This window comes from Acrocarpospora sp. B8E8, assembly GCF_039871605.1.
In the GTDB taxonomy this organism is placed as follows: Bacteria; Actinomycetota; Actinomycetes; order Streptosporangiales; family Streptosporangiaceae; genus Acrocarpospora; species Acrocarpospora macrocephala.
In genome coordinates this window covers 22,235-39,321 of the sequence record NZ_JBDPLV010000028.1, presented here as the reverse complement: position 1 = coordinate 39,321, position 17,087 = coordinate 22,235, and the positions used below count along the sequence as shown (strand labels likewise).

Sequence of the window (17,087 nt, the reverse complement as noted above, 5' to 3'; positions counted from 1 at the left end):
TTGATCACGAGCATCCTCAGGGTCGGCCCGGCGGCCGAGGGCGGCTACCCGGCCGCGCTCTACACCGATCGGGACGCGGCCGCCGGCGCCTGGACGCGGGAGCCGGTGGCCCGGTGCGTCATCCCCGCGTCGCCGAGCCTGCGGGAGGCCCGCGCGGTCCTGCTCGGGGTCCCCGACCCGGCGGTCCGGCGCGCGACCGGCGAGGCCCTCTACGACCTGGTGGCCGCCACGGACGTGGGCCGGGCCTGGACGGATCTGCGGGACTCGCCCATGCGGACATATCTCGACATCCGACCGGTTGAACTGCGGGCGCTGCCGTGGGAGCTGATGACCGACCCCGACCGGCGGCACCTGTTCCTCGACGACGAGCGGCCCTGCCTGCGCGGCGACTTCCAGCCTGGCCGGGTCGGCGAGTTCCTGGTCCCGATCCGGCTGCTGATCGCCGTCGGCAACGCGCGGGACCCCGACCTGCGGGCCGCCGACGAGGTCGACGCCATCCGCAGCGCGCTGGGGGAGCAGCCGGGGGCCTGGCATGCCGAGGTGCTCTGGGAGCCCACCCCGACCGAACTGTTCGAGCGGTTCGAGGCGCTCCAGCCGCACGTGTTCCACTTCATCGGCCACGCCGGGACCGACCCGTTCGACGATTCGCCCATGCTGGAGCTGGTGACCGGTGCGGGCGTCGAGTCGGTCACCAGCGAGATGGTCGGGAACGCGCTGCGGGGCGGGCCGCGGATCGTGTTCCTCAACGCCTGCCGTACCTCCTACGGGCAGGACGCGGCGGAGGCGCAGCGGGCCACCTGGGCGATGGCGGGCGCGTTCGAGGCGCGCGGCGCCGACGCGGTGCTGGCCATGCAGGGCGACATCCCGTCCCCGTCCGCGGTCGCCTTCGCCGGGCGCGTCTACGCCGCCCTCGCCGCCGGGGATCCGCTGGACGCGGCCGTGCGCCGCGCCCGCCGCGCCCTGTTCACCGCGCGCGACCCCGCCTGGGCGCTGCCCTCCCTGCTGGTACGGCGCGAGCCGGAACACGTGCTGCCCTGGCGGCTCGGCGTGGCCAGGCAGAACGCCGAACGGGCCACCCGCTCCTGGTATCCCACCGTGCTCTCCACCATCGACAGGACCGCCGAGCACTGGCGGCTCTGGGGCGGCCCCGGCTTCGACGCGCCCTGGCAGGCGCTGCTGCTCCGCGGCGAGGCGAAGGCGGGCAAGACGTCCCTGCTCAGGTCCGCCATGTTCACCTGGCACCTGCGCGGCTGCCACGCCGGATACGTGGACGTGCAGGCGATCAAGGACGGCAAGAACGTGTCCTGCCTGGACATCCTCCGGGCGGTGGCAGGAACGCTCGCGGACGCCCACCCCGAACCCGTCCGCCGGTTCCGGCACGCCCTGGTGCACCTGCGCCAGGGGCGGCTTCCTCCGCCGGAGGGTCTCGACCCCGACGACGGCGGGCGCTGGGAGCCCGCCCACGAGGGCGAGCCCGAACTGCGCGCCCGCCTCTTCGCCGCCATGCGCGCGCTGCTGGCCGAGGCGGCGGGCGACGGGCCGCTGATCATCGCGCTGGACCATGCCGGGAGCGCGTTCTCACTGGAACTCACCGACTACCTGGTGCCCGGCCTGCTCGTCCCCATCGCGGCGGGCGAGGTCCCGGGCGTGCGGATCATCGTGGCCGAGCGCAACGCCGACGGGCTGGGGGACTACACCGGCCTGGCCGAGTCGCTGGAGGTGGAGAAGTTCCCGCAGGCGCAGACGGTGCGGATCTTCCGGGAGTACGGGGCGCGGGTGCGCAGGCCGTACCGGGATCAGTGGAAGGAGATCGTGGAGACGCTGAGCACGCTGCCGGGGCCGTGGCTGGATCCGAGCCGGCTGACCCAGCTCCACACGCTGCTGCCCCCATCGGCGGGTAAGCCATGACCACCGATCTGGCGATGCTGCTGTTCGGGCAGTTGCCCGAGCGGGGCACGCTGCAACGGTGCGCGGCGGTCACCCGGTTCGACGCGGCCCTGTACGACCGGCTGCTCCGCGGCGACGGGGACGAGCTGGACGATCTGGTGGCCGCCGGGCGCGTGCGGGAAACCTCCCCCGGGCAGTACCGGCTGGAGCCCAGCCTGCGGGACTGCGCCTGGGACCAGTGGTGGGTGGACGGAGGCCTCACTCCGGGCGCGGCCCAGGTTCCGCCCGCGCTCGCGTCGCTCGCCTTGGACCTGGCCGCGTACTACCGGGGAACCGACGAACTGGAAGAGTTACGCCAGTGCGTGCTGTGCGCTCCGGTCCGCGCCCGCGAGCTCTTCGACCGCCTGTACGCCGCCGCCGACCGTGACTTCGACCTGGTCCGCTGCCAGGACCTGGTGGACGTGCTGGCCGACCCCGACCGCGCCCACCTGGTCCCGATCGACCTGGCCGAGCGCCGCGACGCCCGCCAGGTCCGGCTGACCGCCCGCGGCCTGGCCGCCACCGAATACCACCAGACCGGCCGATACCTCGCCCGCCACGCCCTCGAGCAACGGCTGGCGGCACTGACCGGAGAGTCCGGGATCCTCCAGCTTTACGCGATGGGCGGCATGGGCAAGACCATGCAGCTGCGCTGGTTCACCGCCCGCCACTGCCTGACCCAGGACCCGCTCATCCCGTGCGCCCGGATCGACTTCGACGTGATCGACCCGGTCAACGCCATCCGGTTCCCGTGGCTGCTGCTCCTGGAGCTGGCCGGGCAGCTGAACCCCCAGATCATCGGCTCCCCCTTCCAGGAACTCCTCCGCGACCAGGGCAAATACCGCCGCGCGCTCAGCCGGGCCGCCGTTCCCGACACCGCGCTGCTGGGCGAGGTGGCGTCGGTGGCGGCCGACTCCGCCGACGTCACCGGCCGATTCCTGGCCGCCATCGCCGAAGCCCCGGGGCTCTCCCGCGCGATCATCGTCCTGGACACCCTGGAGGAGGTCATCCTCCGCCCGGTCGCCGACCCCGCCGTCCTGCTCGACCTGCTCGCCGCCCTCCACACCGCCGCCCCCACCCTGAGCTTCGTCCTCTCCGGCCGGTACGACCTCCGCGACCGCCTCCCCGGCTTCACCGGACGATTCCCCGCGGCGGACAGCGTCGAAGTCACGCCCTTCGACGCGGAGGAGGCGACCCGCTACCTCGTCCGGCGCGGCGTGCCCGAGGACCTGATCCCCGCCATGATCAGACGATCGGACGGCCTGCCCTTCACCCTCGCCCTGTACGGCGACCTCGCCCAGGGCAACCGCGCCGTCACCGCCGCGGAGATCGACCAGACCGAGAACCCCGCCCTGCTCTACTGCCTGGACCGCATCCTCGAACGAATCCCCGACGACCGCCTCCGCTGGCTGCTCCGCTACGGCGTCGTGCCCCGCCGCCTCGACCTGGACTACGTCACCCGGGTGCTCCCGCCGTTCCTCACGCGCGGCATGACCACCGACAATCCTCTCGACAACCCCGCCCACGACGGCCGCCCCCGGCGCGACATCAAGATCTTCCTCACCACCGAGCAGTCGCCCCAGGACCTCGGCCTGCTCGCCCTCTGGGCGGAGCTGATCCGGTACGCGGGCGCGTCCTCCTGGGTCTTCCCCGTCGCCCCCGACGTGGTGATGTTCCACGAGAACCTGCGCGGCCCGGTCCGCGCCTTCCTCCGCGACCAGGCGGTGTTCTCGCGGCTGCACGAGGCGTCCGCCCGCTACTACACCGAACGCCGCGACGCCGAGCCCGCCCTGTGGGCCCGCTGGACCCGCGAGATCGTCTTCCACCGGCTGCACCTCGCCCGCGACGACGGGCTCGCCTTCTGGCGGGATAGTCTCGAGGAGGCCTGGCTGGCCGGGAGTGACGACTGGGCGGCCGAACTCGCCGCCGACCTGCTCTCCGCCGACTACCAGGACATCAGCGGCGAACCCGCCTTGGTCGACCATGAGGCCTGGTACGACGCCCACATCGCGCTCGCCCGTGCCGCCGTCACCCGCGCACGCAAGGAGCGTGCGGCGGGTGCGGCCGGAGCCTCGTGGAGTACGGCCGAACGCGATCTTGCCGCCGCCGACCTGCTGCTCATCGCCCATCCGGAGATCACCGGTCCGACCGTCGCCCACCTGGTCGCGAAAGCCGCCGTGGACGCGTTGCGCGGGCGGGTGGAGGAGGCCGAGGCCACGATCGCCCGCGCCGTGGAGCTGGGCGTCCTGCCGTCACTCGAAGCCGACACCCTGCTGGCGCGCGCCGATATCAGGCCGTCCGAAACGTTGCCATCGGTCTTCAGGCGCGCGGGAGATCTGGGCCTGGACGATGTCGCGACGTATGCCGCACGGCGATACGGCAGCCTGCAGGCGGCCAGCGGCCGGTTGACGGCCGCTCTCGACTGGTTCGAGCGGGCGGGCAGCGCCGCGCTTCCCGAACTGGGCGAAACATTGATCAGGCTCGGCCGCCCGAGTGCGGCGGTCGAGCGCCTGACGCGTCCCGGCGCGCGGCCGGAGGCGCGCGAGGTGGTGCTGGTGGCCGCCAAGGCGATGCTGGAGCTGCGGCAGCCGTACCGGGCTCGGCTGCTCCTGGCGGAGCATGACCTGGGCGACCCCGACCCGATTCCGGGGGCGGGCGGCCTGGGCCCGATCGCGGGGGCGCGAGCCGACGGCGGCCTGGGCGGCGCTGACCCGGTTCAGGCCGCGATTCTGGCGGCGCGAGCCGAGGGCGACCTGCTGCGGACCGCCGCCGCCGAGGAGATTCTGGATACGGCGCGTCGCCAGGTCGTCTCGGATCCGGACTACGCCGCGCTCACGCTGGAACTCGTCTGGTTGCACCTCAGGCGAACCGGGAACCTGCGTCTCGCCGAGCGGGCCCTGGACGCCGTCGAGCGCCATCCGGAGCTCCCGCCCGGGCTCGAACTCGCGGCCAGGCTGGCCCGGATCGCCGTGCGATACGGGCGGTCCCAGTGGTCTCTAGCCCGGGAATTGGCCGCCGAGACAGTGGACCGAGCGCAGGATGGTCCGCCAGTCCTGCTGGTGGCGGCGGGCGTGGGTGGCCTCCCGTTCGGGGACGCCCTGTTCGCGCGCGCGATACTGCGCGGGATCAGGCAGTTCGAGGAAACGGGGGCACGGCTCGCGCTGCTCGGCGAGCTGCGGGGCACCGCGTCGATGGACGACATGGAACTGGCTCACGCACTTGCCCGGGAGACCCTCGATCCATGGCTGCTGGAGCGCGACCAGTACCCGGTCGCCGACCGGGCGCACCTGGATCTCGTGGCGGCCGAGGTGGCCCGGCTGGACGGCCGCGCCGAACTGGCGCGGCAGCTGCTGCGGGGCGCGGCCGAGGCGCTCGGCGCGTTCGATCCCCTGGTCTGGCTCGACTGGATCGACGCCATGGACCGCCTCGAACCGGCCCGCCCCGGCGAGCCGGAACCGCTCCCCGGATTCCTCGACCAGCACGCGGACCATCACGAACTGTGCGCCGCCTATCTGATCGCGCTGGCCCGGCGGCGCCTGCCGATCGACCCGCACGAGGTCACGAGGCTGCGTCTCGCGGACGCGGGGGCCCGGCTCGGGGCCGCGGACGATGGGGCCCGGCTCGGGGACACCTCGCGTCGTGCCGAACTGGCGGCGGCGCTCTCCGCGCTGGCCCTGGCCCAAGGCCTGCCCTCGGCCGCACGGGCGGCCGCTGACCAGGCCGTTCGCCTGTGGGCCGCGCTTGGCCGCGACGAGGACGCCAGAATCGCGGCCGAGACGCTCTTCCCCGGGTCCTCCGGCGAGCCCGAGGCGGCTCCGACCGTGCCCGGCCACGCGGGCGACGAGCTCGCGCTCCGGCTCGGCCTGTCGCAGGATCGGGAACGCCTGCAGGTGCAGGTGGACGGCCCGCGCGGGACCGCCACCGAACTGATCAGGATCCCCGACTGGCTTGATGCCTTGGGTGTACGCGGCGAGCTCCAGCTGGCCCGGGAGCTGACCCAGCCGATCGATTGGGCCCGCTCAGCCGGACAGGTGCTCAGGCCGCTCAGCCCACGCCTGGAACCCCGCGGCGACGGCAAGCCCGTCGACCTGCGCCTGATCGACGGTGGCCCGCTCTCCTCGGCCCCCTGGGAACTGGCCCGGCTTCCCGCCGACGACGCCCAGACGCACGACGGCCTCTTGGCCCGCCATCCTGAGCTGCGCTACCTCTATCGGGGCATCGGCGTCCGGGAGGGCCTGCGGGTCGAGGCACAGGCGGTGGAACGCCTGCTCGCCCGGCTGGCCCTGCCGCATGACGAAGTCGACCGGGTCCTCGGCGCCACGGCGGCGGCGGACCTGCGGGAGTTCCAGCGGCAGTCCCGGCTCCGGGACCAGGGCCGGTTACGCCGCTCCACCTGGCGGGCCCTGCACCGGGCGCTGCGCACGGCGCGCGCGGGCCGTCCGCCGCACGTGCTGCTTCTTCAACCGAGCCGGAGCAGGTCGGTGAGATGGCAGCGCGGCCTGCGGGGCAGCGTCGCCGACGCCGAGGCGATATATCGCGACCACTCGGTCCACCTCACGGTTCTTGAGGATCTGGACGCGTCCACACTGGACTGGCAAATGATCGCCGACGTGGGCGAAGCGGAACGGGTGGATGTCATCCACCTGATCGCGGCCATCGAACGCCGTGGCCGGGAGACCGTGCTGCACTTCCTGACCGACGAGCCCGGCTCCGGCCTGACCGTCGACGACCTAGATCGCTTCGTCCACGCCCTGGGTCAGACCGTCCCACCCTTGATCATCCTGGATTCGATCACGCCCAGCACGTCCCTGGAGCTCGCTCTGGGTGTGCTGCAGCGCAACAGGATGGCCGACGACCTGCTCGGCGTGGACGGCATCTGGACCCTGCTGGCCACCGGCCTCGCCGCTGGGAAGGCCAGAGCCACGCAGATGACCCGGATCGCCGCCGCTCTCGTCAACGGCGAGAGCCCCGCGGAGATCTGGCGCAGCGTGCAGTCCGCCTCGGGCGAGTTCCCCTTCGCGACCACCGCGCTCTTCTCGAAGCTGCGCCCGGACGCCATGTTCCACCCGGGCAAACAATGAGCGCGGCGGCCGGACACAGCTTCGCGACGACCGCGCTCTTCTCGAAGCTGCGTCCCGACGCCATGTTCCGCCCGGGCCGGCAATGAGCGCGGCGGAGCGGCGGCGGGCCGAGTTGCGGGCCAAGCTCGGGGGCCTCGAAGCCGAACTCGCCTCCTGGAGCGAGCTGAGCCGGGCAGGCGGCCCGCTGGAAAAGCACCACACCCAGGTGGCGGCGATCGTGGCCGCGATGGCGATCCCGATCGCCGAGTTGCGGCCTCGGGTGAACGCGGCGGACGTGCTCGACACCTGGCCGGACACCGAGCGCTCGCTGCTCAGGATTCACCAGGTGCTCGAATATTTCCGGTCGAAGCTGACCCTCCGCTTCGTAGCCGCCTTCCGGGACTACCTGGCAATGGCCGACGAGTTCGCCTGGGAGTGTTACCGCCCGGCCAGGCAGCGGGGATCCGGGCCCCACAACGTCCCAGCCGATCGGGTGCGGGAACCGCCGCTGACATTCTTCAGCCAGGACAGCACGCCGTTCGCGATCCCACGCGGCGCCTCCTACCGCGGCGAGATCGGCGTTCTCCCGCCAGGCACCCTCCGCGCGGTGGTCGAGCGGCTGCCGGTCCCGATGATCGGCATCCCGTGGTTCCAGCTGCGGCACCTGCCGGACGCGCTCGTACTCGCCCACGAGGTCGGCCACCACGTGGAAACCGACTTCCGGCTCACGCCGACACTCGAACGACTGGTCGACAAAGCTGTTCCGGCCGCGCGCAGGCCACTGTGGCGGCGCTGGCTGGGCGAGATCTTCGCCGACGTGTACGGAACCCTCGCCGCGGGCCCCGCATTCGCCGCCGCACTGACCGACTTCCTGGCGACAGGCCCGGACAGCGGCCAGGGAGCCTATCCGCCATCCAAGATCCGCATCGCCCTGGTGGCCGAAGTGCTGGGGGAGTCCTCCCCCGACGAAGAGGATCTGGACGTGCCCGCCGTCGCCGCCGCTCTGGTGGCCGGGCCTTATCCGGAGTTCGGCGGCGTCGCCCTCTCCGATGTGATCAACTTCAGCCAGGAACGCCAGGTGGCCGAGCGCACCGCGACCCAGCTCCTGCGCGGCTTCGCCATCAAGGGCGCCCCGAGCGTGCGGACGCTCCTGGCCGCCGCCGGTCTCGCCTTCGGGTCCGACCCTCTCGCGTACGAGAAAGGAAACGTCGCGGACACCGTGGTCAGAGCCGCATTGGCGACGATCAAGCAGGGGATCCGGGCCGTGGGCACCCCCACCGCCCCGGCACGCGACACCGAGGCCGGTCAGGCGATCATGAACATCCTGGCTACATCCCCAGACGCGCCTTCATGAGCCGGTCCACCGCCTCCGGGTCGCCATCGAGAGTGACCCGCGCGTGGCGATAGCTGACGGTGTGCGGCCGAAGCACTAGCCGCCGGAGAGCAGAGCGCTCAGACCGCCCCGGGCGTCCTCGATCACGACGGCCTCGGCTGTCGTTGAATCCCCCGCGCGCAGTGCGCGGACCAGCGCACGGTGGGTGGTGTAGCGGTCAAGACCGAAGTTCGGGTCCTGGGCGATGCGTTCGAGCCTCCGGGCCCGGCTCTCGGAGCGGGAGAACACCCGGGTCTGGTCGAGCAGACGCATCAGAACCGGATTGTTGGCACAGGCGCTGACGGCGTCGTTGAACCGCTCCATCGTGTCCAGGAGTTGGTTGACATTCCGGGTCACCGGGTCGCCGTTCGAATGACGCTGCTTGATAAGGATCAGCAGGTCGTCGGCCTGGTCGAGGATGGCGTCGAGATTGTCGAGTTGCTCGGGCGTCGCGTGGCGGGCCGCGAACCGGGCGACCATGCCGCGCAGAGCGACCTCCACTTCGGCGAGGTCCTGCAGCGCGGTGTCGCCGATGGTGGAGACCTTGACCGTGCGGGGCCCGGCGCGTTCGAGAAGGCCGTCCTGCTCGAGCCGCCTGATCGCCTCCCGCACCGGTGTCGGGCTCACGGTGAGCCGCTCGGCCAGCCCGCGCTCCGTCACCTTCTGGCCCGGCCGGAGCTCGCCCGTGACGATGGCGGCCCGGACCGACCGGTAGGCCTGGTCGGCGAGGGTGTCGCTGCTGAGCGTTGCGAGAGATTCGGTGGCCACAGCCGTAGCTTAGCGCATCGCCATGGCAGCGAGTTATGCAATGTTTGACAAACAAGCTATAGCAAATCCACAATGAGTCGCCACGCCCCGACGTTCGAGGAAGAAACATGGTGTCTCGCGTCCTGATCACCACCGACTACCTGAGGCCGGATGATGAGGTCGATCACTACCTGCGCCGGCTTGGATGCGAAACCGTGCACCTGCCGATGCGCGGGCGGCGTGACCCGGCAGAGCTGGCGGCGGCGCTGCGTGACATCGAAGGGGCTCTGATCGCGAACGAGCCGATGACGGCCGACGTGCTCGCGGGGGCGACGGCGTTGCGCGTGATCGTGCGGACCGGGGCCGGGTACGACTCCGTCGACGTCGAAGCCGCCGCACGGCTGGGTATCACGGTCAGCAACCTCCCGGGCATCAACGCGAACGCGGTTGCCGAGTACACGCTGGGGTTGCTCCTCGCCGCCGCCCGTCGCCTGGTTCAGAGCGCCGCGGGTGTCGCGGCCGGGGAGTGGCCGCGCGAGGATGGGCGTGAGCTGCGGGGTGCGACGCTCGGTCTGATCGGGTACGGCGCCGTCGCCCGGGCGGTCGTCCCGCTCGCGAGCGCGTTCGGCATGTCGGTGCTCTGCAGGACGAGCATGCCCGTCAGCGAGCGGTCCGGCGAGTCCGTGCGCTTCGTCGAGCTCGACGAGCTCCTGGCCGCCTCCGACTACGTCTCCGTCCACACGGGGCTCACCGAACGGACCCGGGGCCTCCTCGACGCCGCGGCGTTCCGCCGGATGAAGCCTGGCGCCGTGCTCGTGAACACCGCGCGGGGGCCGATCGTGGACGAACAGGCGCTCGTCGACGCCGTGCGCTCCAGTGTGATCGCCGGGGCGGCGCTGGACGTCGTGTGCGTCGAGCCGCTGCCCCCGGACAGTCCGCTGCGGGGCGTCGACGGGATCGTCGTGTACTCCCACCTGGCCGGCCAGTCGGCCGAGGCCCGTCGGGCCGCAGGGCTAGAGGGTGCCGCCGAGCTGGTGGCCGCGCTCAAGGGCACTCCCCGGTTCGCGGTCACCCGTCCGGACGTCGTGCGGAGCGCGGCGGTGCGGGCATGAGCAAGGGGTACCGGATCGCGGTCATCCCGGGCGACGGGATCGGGACCGAGGTCATTCCGGCCGCGCTGACGGTGCTCGAGGCGCTGGCCGATCGTTTCGGCTTCTCGCTCCGGTCCTCGCAGCCCTCCCGGCTTGAGGCCGAGAGGCCCGACCCCTCCCGTTCGAAAGGACGCCAACCATCGAAAGGAAGCGGACCATGGACAACACACCGGTCGACTCCGTCCGGATCATGACGCCCGTCGGCATGCTCGGTGCCGGATGGGACGAGGCCACGATCGAGCGCGGGCTGGCCCTCGGCGTCGACGTGATCACCGTGGACGGCGGGTCCACCGACTCCGGTCCGTACTACCTCGGGTCGGCGACAGCGAAAACCACCGCGAAGGCGGTGGCCCGCGACCTGCGCAGCCTGCTCAGGGCGGCGGCCCGCGCCGACGCGCCTTTGATCATCGGCTCGTGCGGCACCAGCGGCACCGACAGCGGCGTCGACTGGGTCGCCGGGATGGTCACCGAGATCATGGTGGAGGAAGGCCTGGGCCTCAAGGTCGCGCGGATCTACAGCGAGCAGAACCCGGCCGACCTCAAGGAACACCTCAACGCCGGCCGGATCCACCCGCTGCCGCCCCTGGGCGGGATCCGGGCTGAGACGCTGGAGAGCTGCACCCACATCGTCGGGATGATGGGACACGAACCGATCGTCCAGGCGCTCAAGGCGGGTGCCCAGGTCGTGCTCGCGGGCCGCGCGACCGACACGGCGGTGGCGGCGGCGTACCCGCTGATGAAGGGGATGCCGGCCGGACCCAGCTGGCACGCCGCCAAGATCGTCGAGTGCGGCGGCCAGTGCACCGTCAACCCGCGCGCGGGCGGGGTGCACACCACGATCGACGCGGGCGGGTTCACGATCGAGCCACTCGACCCGGGCAATGCGTGCACGCCGTACACGGTCGCCGCCCACATGCTGTACGAGACGGTCAACCCGTTCGAGATGCGTGAGCCCGCCGGAACCCTGGACGTGCGCGACGCGACGTACGTCGCCGTGGACGACCGCACGGTCCGGGTCGAGGGGTCGCGGTTCCACACCGCCGACCAGCACACCGTCAAACTGGAGGGTGCTCGGGTCACCGGCTACGAGACCATGTCCTTCACCGCCGTCCGCGATCCGCTCATTCTCGCGGACATCGAGTCCTGGGCGGACCTCCTGCGCGCGCATCTGCGCCGGTGGGTGAGTCAGACCCTGGGACTCGCGGACGACGAGTACGCCTTCGACCTTCGCCTCTACGGCTACAACGCGGTACTGGACGACCTCGAGTTCGACACCAGCCCACCGCGGGAGGTGGGCGTTATGCTCCTCGTCAACGCCCCGGACCAGGCCACCGCCACGGCGGTGGCGAAGCTCGCCAACCCGCTGATGCTGCATCTGCCGACGCCCGAGATGCACTACCTGCCCAGCCTCGCCTTCGCGTCCTCGCCGGCGGAGGTCGAGCGGGGCCCGGCCTACGAATTCGTGCTCAACCACGTCGTCGACAGCATCACGCCCACCGGCATGTTCCGCATCGAACACGGAGACAACCACCATGGCTGACAGCACGGCGCCTCCTGCGGCGCCCCCGAGCACCGTCGGTGACCTCGCGCTCGAGGTCCGGTCCAAGAACGCCGGCCCCTTCTGGGTGACGATGGAGCTGTTCATGCGGGACGCGGACGGCTACCGGATCGTGGCGGACGAGACGTTCCTCAACGAGCGGGTGATCGCCGACCTCTACCGCGTCGACGCCGGCACGATCCAGGTGTTCCGGATCCCGTCGCTCAACGTCGTCAAGATCTCGTTCCCGCGACCCGTCTCACAGGGATCGCTGCGGGACCGCGACATGCACGCCGGCCAGCACCATGTCCCCCTCGCCGTGCTCCGCGTGCCGGCCACGACTCCGGGCGTGAGCCGTGGCTGACGCCGACATCATCGTCGTCGGGGCGGGCCTCGCCGGCCTGGTGGCGGCCGCCGAGGCCGCCGACGCCGGTCGATCGGTCGTGCTGGTCGAGCAGGAGGGGGAGCAGTCGTTAGGGGGTCAGGCGTTCTGGAGCCTGGGCGGGCTCTTCTTCGTGGACAGCCCCGAGCAGCGCCGGATGGGCATCAAGGACTCGCGCGAGCTGGCCTGGCAGGACTGGCTCGGCAGCGCGCAGTTCGACCGCGAGGAGGACCGCTGGCCCCGGGCGTGGGCCGAGGCGTACGTCGACTTCGCGGCCGGTGAGAAGCGTGCCTGGCTCCGTGGGATGGGGCACCGGGTCTTCCCGCTGGTGGGCTGGGCCGAGCGCGGTGACGGCCGCGCCGACGGCCACGGCAACTCGGTCCCGCGCTTCCACCTCACGTGGGGGACCGGGCCCGGTGTGATCGCGCCCTTCGAGCGACGCGTGCGCACCCATTCCGGCAGCGGACGGATCCGCTTCGCGTTCCGTCACCGGGTCGACGGTCTCGTCGTCGAGGGCGGCGCGGTCGTCGGGGTGCGCGGACAGGCGCTCGAGCCCACGGCCGCGGACCGAGGCCGCCCGACGTCGCGCATCGCCATCGGCGACTTCGAGCTGCGTGCCCAGGCCGTGATCGTCACCAGTGGTGGCATCGGGGGCGACCACGACCTGGTCCGCAAGGTCTGGCCGGCCCGGTTGGGGGCGCCGCCGCGGACGATGGTGGCCGGGGTGCCGGCGCACGTGGACGGCCGGATGCTGGGGATCACCGAGGCGGCCGGCGCCCGGGTCATCAACCCGGACCGGATGTGGCACTACGTCGAGGGTCTGCGCAACTGGGACCCAATCTGGGACAAACACGGCATTCGCATCCTCCCTGGCCCCTCGTCGCTCTGGCTCGACGCCACCGGCAAGCGGCTGCCCGCACCGTACTTCCCGGGCTTCGACACCTTGGGAACTCTCCGTCACTTGCGCCTGACGGGCTACGACTACTCGTGGTTCGTGCTCACCCAGAAAATCATCGAGAAGGAGTTCGCGCTCTCGGGGTCGGAGCAGAATCCCGACCTCACCGGCAAGGACATCAAGCTCGTCTTGTCGCGCGTCAGAGGTGGGGCGCCGGCCCCGGTGGAGGCGTTCAAGCGGCACGGTGCGGACTTCGTCGTCGCCGACAACCTCACCGCGTTGGTCGCGGGCATGAACAAGCTCGCCGACCCGGACGCGCCGGAGATCAAGGAGTCGACGCTCCGGTCCCTCGTCGAGGCGCGCGACCGTGAGATCGACAACGCGTTCACCAAGGACGCGCAGGTGACCGCGATCCGCGGCGCGCGCAACTACCGCGGCGACAAGTTGAGCCGGGTGGCGACCCCGCACAAGCTGCTCGATCCGAAGGCGGGGCCGCTGATCGCCGTGCGGCTCCACATCCTCTCGCGTAAGACGCTCGGTGGTCTCGAGTCCGACCTCGACGGTCGATGCCTGCGTGCCGGCGGCAGCCCCCTCCCGGGGCTCTACGCCGCGGGTGAGGTCAACGGGTTCGGTGGTGGCGGGATGATGGGCTACAACGCCCTCGAGGGCACGTTCCTCGGCGGTTGCCTCTTTTCCGGCCGGGTGGCCGGCCGAGCCGCGGCCCGGGCGGTCGACTGACCGGCGGGCGCCCCGGCCGATGCCGGGGCCGCCCGCCGTACGGGACGCGCGCACCTGCTCGGGATGCGCGCTCTTCACGCAGCTGACGACGCGGCGCTGCGCCCAGGAATCGTGCCGCCATGCCGGCGCGCATCGTCACCACGGCGACACGCCGTGTCGCCATCACTGCCTGGGTCCACCGCCGGAAAGTTCCATGGCAAAAGCGGTCTGCAACTATTGACAGTTTTGCAATAGCATTCACAAGATGGCGAGTGCCACAGTGAGTCGACCGTGATCAGCTGCCTGCACGGTCCTCCGAGTCCGACCCGGCGACGCCGCCGTCGAAAGAACCCGAGGAACACCATGAGAAGGACCGCATTTCCGCCCCTCGCGCTCGCCGCCACCCTGACTCTCGCGGCGTGCGGCAGTTCGGCCGGTGATACCGCCGCCACGACGCCCACGGCGACGGCGAACGTCGGACGGGCCTCGGCGGTCACCCCCGTGGATGACGCCACCCTCAAGGCAGCGCGTGCCGAGGGCGAGGTCCTGCTCTACACCAACGCCGAAGAGCAGCAGATGGCGCCGGTCGTGCAGGCCTTTGAGAAGGCGTACCCCGGCATCACGCTCCGAAGCCTCACGCTTGGCAACCAGGAGATGTTCCAGCGTTACGAGACCGAAGCGGCGTCGGGGACCTCGTCGGCCGACGTGGTCATGAGCAGCGATGCGGTGGGCTGGCTGTCCTTCGTCCGGAACGGCAACGTCGAGGACTACACCGATCCGAACACGCCGAACCTGCCCGACCACGCGGTGCTGGGTCCGGGCGTTTACTCCATGTCGGTGGATCCGGTCATCGCGGTGTTCAACAAGGCGCTGCTCCCCGAAGCGAAGCAGCCCACCACGATGGTGGAGCTGGCGGCGATGGCCCGGCAGCTCGACGGGAAGATCGGGACGACCGACATCAGCAACGTCGTCCAATTCGGAGCCACCAGCGCGTACCTCGGCAAGTACGGCGAGGCCGGGTGGGACACGCTCGAGAAGATCGGCGCCCACGCCGCGGTGGAGTCGAGCAACGGTCCGCTGGTGACCAAGCTCGCCCAGGGCCAGTACGCCGCGGAGTTCTTCGTCTCCGGCACCGTCCGGGCGTTCATCACCGGCGACGTCGCCAAGGTCGTGAACTACAGCTACCTCAAGGACGGGACGCCGTTGCTGCCGCGCGCCGTCGGGGTGACCGCCAAGGCCAAGCACCCGAACGCGGCCAAGGTCTTCGTCAACTGGCTGCTGTCGGTCGAGGGCCAGGAGGCCGCGTGCCAGGGCGGTTTCACGCCCTACCGCGACGGGGTGACGTGCGACTTCGGGCTGCCCCAGGTCAAGGCCGCGGTCGGCGAGGACAACCTGATCATCGGAACGTTCTCGCCAAAGCTCGCCGACGAGCACGACCAGATCGTCGCCCGCTTCAACAAGGCATTCGGCCGATGACGGTCACGGCCGCGCCGAGGTCCGGGGCGGCGGCTCCGGGGTCCGGCCGCATCCGCCGGCTGCGGCGCCTGTCCGTTCCGACGACCGCCAGTCACTACCTGATCTGGGCCGCGACCCTGGTCGTGGTCGTCGGCCCCGTGGTGCCGATCGCCCTCGCGTCGCTGTGGTCGACGCCGCTCTACCGATCCGGCGGTCACCTCACGCTCGGCAACTTCCGCGACCTCTTGACGGACTCCGCCTGGTGGGGCGCGGTGGGAAACAGCGCCACCTTCGCCGCCCTCACGACAGTGTCGTCCGTGCCGTTCGGCGTGGCTGCGGCCGTGCTCCTGACCCGTACCAACGTGCCGTTGCCACCTGGTGGCAGGCCTCGGTGAGCGTCGCGCTTCGGCTGAGCGCTCCCGCCATGGCCGCGTGCTTCATCCTGCTGTTCGTGTCGATGCTGAACGACGCCGACCCCGCCGTTTTCCTGGTCACCGACCGGACACCGGTCATGGGTCTGACCATGCTGCAACTCGCGGCGACGAGCACCGGCGGCGCCGTCGCCGCCTTCGGGGTGATCCAGATGGCCATCACCCTCGCGGTGCTCGGTGCCGGGCGAATCTTCCTGGGGGTGCGGGCCCATGCCTGATCTGACCTTGACCAAGGTCGCCAAGAGCTTCGGTGTCAACGTCGTGCTCCACGACCTCGACCTGCGCGTGCGGGACGGCGAGTTGTTCACGCTGCTCGGTCCCAGCGGTTGCGGCAAGTCGACGACGCTGTGGTCGATCGCCGGCCTGCACTCGCCCGACCGCGGGACCATCACCTTCGGTGACCGGGTGGTGTTCGACGGTGGCCGGATCGACGTGGCACCCGAGCGCCGCAACTGCGGCGTGGTGTTCCAGTCCTACGCCGTCTGGCCGCATCTGTCGGTGCACGACAACGTCGCGTACCCGCTCAAGCTCCGCAAGGAGAAGCGCTCGGCCCGGGCGGCCCGGGTCCGGGAGGTACTTGAGCTCGTGGAACTGGACCGCCTGGAGCACCGCTACCCGCACGAGCTCAGCGGCGGGCAGCAGCAGCGCGTGGCACTGGCCCGCGCGCTGGCGCACCCGCCCGACCTGCTGTTGCTGGACGAGCCGTTCTCCAACCTGGACGCCAAGCTGCGGGAGCGCGCCCGGGAGTGGCTGCGCGCCCTGCAGCAGCGGATCGGCGTCACCACCGTCTTCGTGACGCACGACCAGCACGAGGCGCTCTCGATGAGCGACCGGATCATGGTCATGGACCAGGGCCGGGTCCGGCAGATCGGCACCCCGGAGGAGATCTACCAGGAGCCGGCCGATGTGTTCGTCGCCGACTTCGTGGGGACCGTGAACGTACTCGCGGGGCGAGCCGTGCCGGGCGCGGACGGCACCGCGCGGGTGTGGCTGGACGGCCTGGGTCTGCCGCTCGTCGTTCCGACCGGTGCGGGCCTCGATGGCGGTGCGGGCATCGATGGATACGTGCGGCTCACCGTCCGCCCGGAGCGCATCGTGGTGCACCCGCCGAGCGGCGCTCCCGCGGACGCGGTCAATGTGGTCACGGTCAAGGTCCGCTCGCGGGCCTTCCTCGGCGACCACTACCGATACGTGGCGGATCTCGGGGAGCGCGAGCTGGTGGTCCGGACCCTGAGCCCCGTCGACCACGGCTCCGAGCTGACCGTCGAGCTCCCGCCGGACGCGATCCGCATTTTCGGACCCGCCTGACCCGACCTGAGAGGACAACCCTGGGTAACCCCGTGTACAACTTGTCACCTGAACGCGACGCCGACACCGGTCCCGGTCATGTCCGGGCTCGGCGTCGTCGGGACCC

12 protein-coding genes are annotated in these 17,087 nt (G+C 71.4%); 11 read left to right on the top strand and 1 reads right to left on the bottom strand.

Features of this window, described 5'->3' with window-relative positions; translation table 11 throughout:
- From ABGB08_RS25785 to ABGB08_RS25775, 3 genes are all read left to right on the top strand, one after another.
- Window positions 1-1,908, top strand: a complete 1,908-nt coding sequence (locus tag ABGB08_RS25785) for a CHAT domain-containing protein (protein WP_347594554.1) — start codon at window positions 1-3, stop codon at window positions 1,906-1,908.
- A complete protein-coding gene (locus ABGB08_RS25780) occupies window positions 1,905-7,007 on the top strand; it encodes a hypothetical protein (protein ID WP_347594552.1) in 5,103 nt (1,700 codons plus the stop codon). The genes ABGB08_RS25785 and ABGB08_RS25780 overlap by 4 nt, the downstream gene beginning before the upstream one ends.
- Before the next feature lie 82 nt (window positions 7,008-7,089).
- Window positions 7,090-8,340 carry a hypothetical protein gene (locus ABGB08_RS25775; protein WP_347594550.1) on the top strand — a complete coding sequence of 417 codons (1,251 nt, stop codon included), beginning with the start codon at window positions 7,090-7,092 and terminating at the stop codon, window positions 8,338-8,340.
- A gap of 75 nt (window positions 8,341-8,415) precedes the next feature.
- Here ABGB08_RS25775 and ABGB08_RS25770 read toward each other — a convergent pair whose 3' ends face one another.
- A complete protein-coding gene (locus tag ABGB08_RS25770) occupies window positions 8,416-9,126 on the bottom strand; it encodes a GntR family transcriptional regulator (RefSeq protein WP_347594548.1) in 711 nt (236 codons plus the stop codon).
- A 107-nt stretch (window positions 9,127-9,233) separates the two neighbouring features.
- On the opposite strand from ABGB08_RS25770, the gene ABGB08_RS25765 reads away from it, so the two are divergent.
- The 8 genes from ABGB08_RS25765 (at window position 9,234) to ABGB08_RS25730 (ending at window position 16,981) form a co-directional block, all read left to right on the top strand.
- Window positions 9,234-10,217 (top strand): phosphoglycerate dehydrogenase, encoded by a 984-nt coding sequence (locus ABGB08_RS25765; protein WP_347594546.1) that lies wholly within the window; start codon window positions 9,234-9,236, stop codon window positions 10,215-10,217.
- Between the two features lie 196 nt (window positions 10,218-10,413).
- Entirely contained in the window at window positions 10,414-11,796 is a 1,383-nt protein-coding gene (locus tag ABGB08_RS25760) for an acyclic terpene utilization AtuA family protein (protein ID WP_347594544.1), read from the top strand.
- A complete protein-coding gene (locus tag ABGB08_RS25755; RefSeq protein ID WP_347594542.1) occupies window positions 11,789-12,157 on the top strand; it encodes a DUF4387 domain-containing protein in 369 nt (122 codons plus the stop codon). Before ABGB08_RS25760 ends, ABGB08_RS25755 begins: the two co-directional genes overlap by 8 nt.
- Window positions 12,150-13,808, top strand: a complete 1,659-nt coding sequence (locus ABGB08_RS25750; protein WP_347594540.1) for an FAD-binding dehydrogenase — start codon at window positions 12,150-12,152, stop codon at window positions 13,806-13,808. Before ABGB08_RS25755 ends, ABGB08_RS25750 begins: the two co-directional genes overlap by 8 nt.
- A gap of 342 nt (window positions 13,809-14,150) precedes the next feature.
- Window positions 14,151-15,263 carry an extracellular solute-binding protein gene (locus tag ABGB08_RS25745; protein ID WP_347594538.1) on the top strand — a complete coding sequence of 371 codons (1,113 nt, stop codon included), beginning with the start codon at window positions 14,151-14,153 and terminating at the stop codon, window positions 15,261-15,263.
- Window positions 15,260-15,637 (top strand): hypothetical protein, encoded by a 378-nt coding sequence (locus ABGB08_RS25740; RefSeq protein WP_347594536.1) that lies wholly within the window; start codon window positions 15,260-15,262, stop codon window positions 15,635-15,637. The genes ABGB08_RS25745 and ABGB08_RS25740 overlap by 4 nt, the downstream gene beginning before the upstream one ends.
- Window positions 15,634-15,891, top strand: coding sequence for a hypothetical protein (locus ABGB08_RS25735; RefSeq protein ID WP_347594534.1), 258 nt, complete (start codon window positions 15,634-15,636; stop codon window positions 15,889-15,891). Before ABGB08_RS25740 ends, ABGB08_RS25735 begins: the two co-directional genes overlap by 4 nt.
- Window positions 15,884-16,981 carry an ABC transporter ATP-binding protein gene (locus tag ABGB08_RS25730; protein WP_347594532.1) on the top strand — a complete coding sequence of 366 codons (1,098 nt, stop codon included), beginning with the start codon at window positions 15,884-15,886 and terminating at the stop codon, window positions 16,979-16,981. Before ABGB08_RS25735 ends, ABGB08_RS25730 begins: the two co-directional genes overlap by 8 nt.
- Window positions 16,982-17,087: the final 106 nt, after the last annotated feature.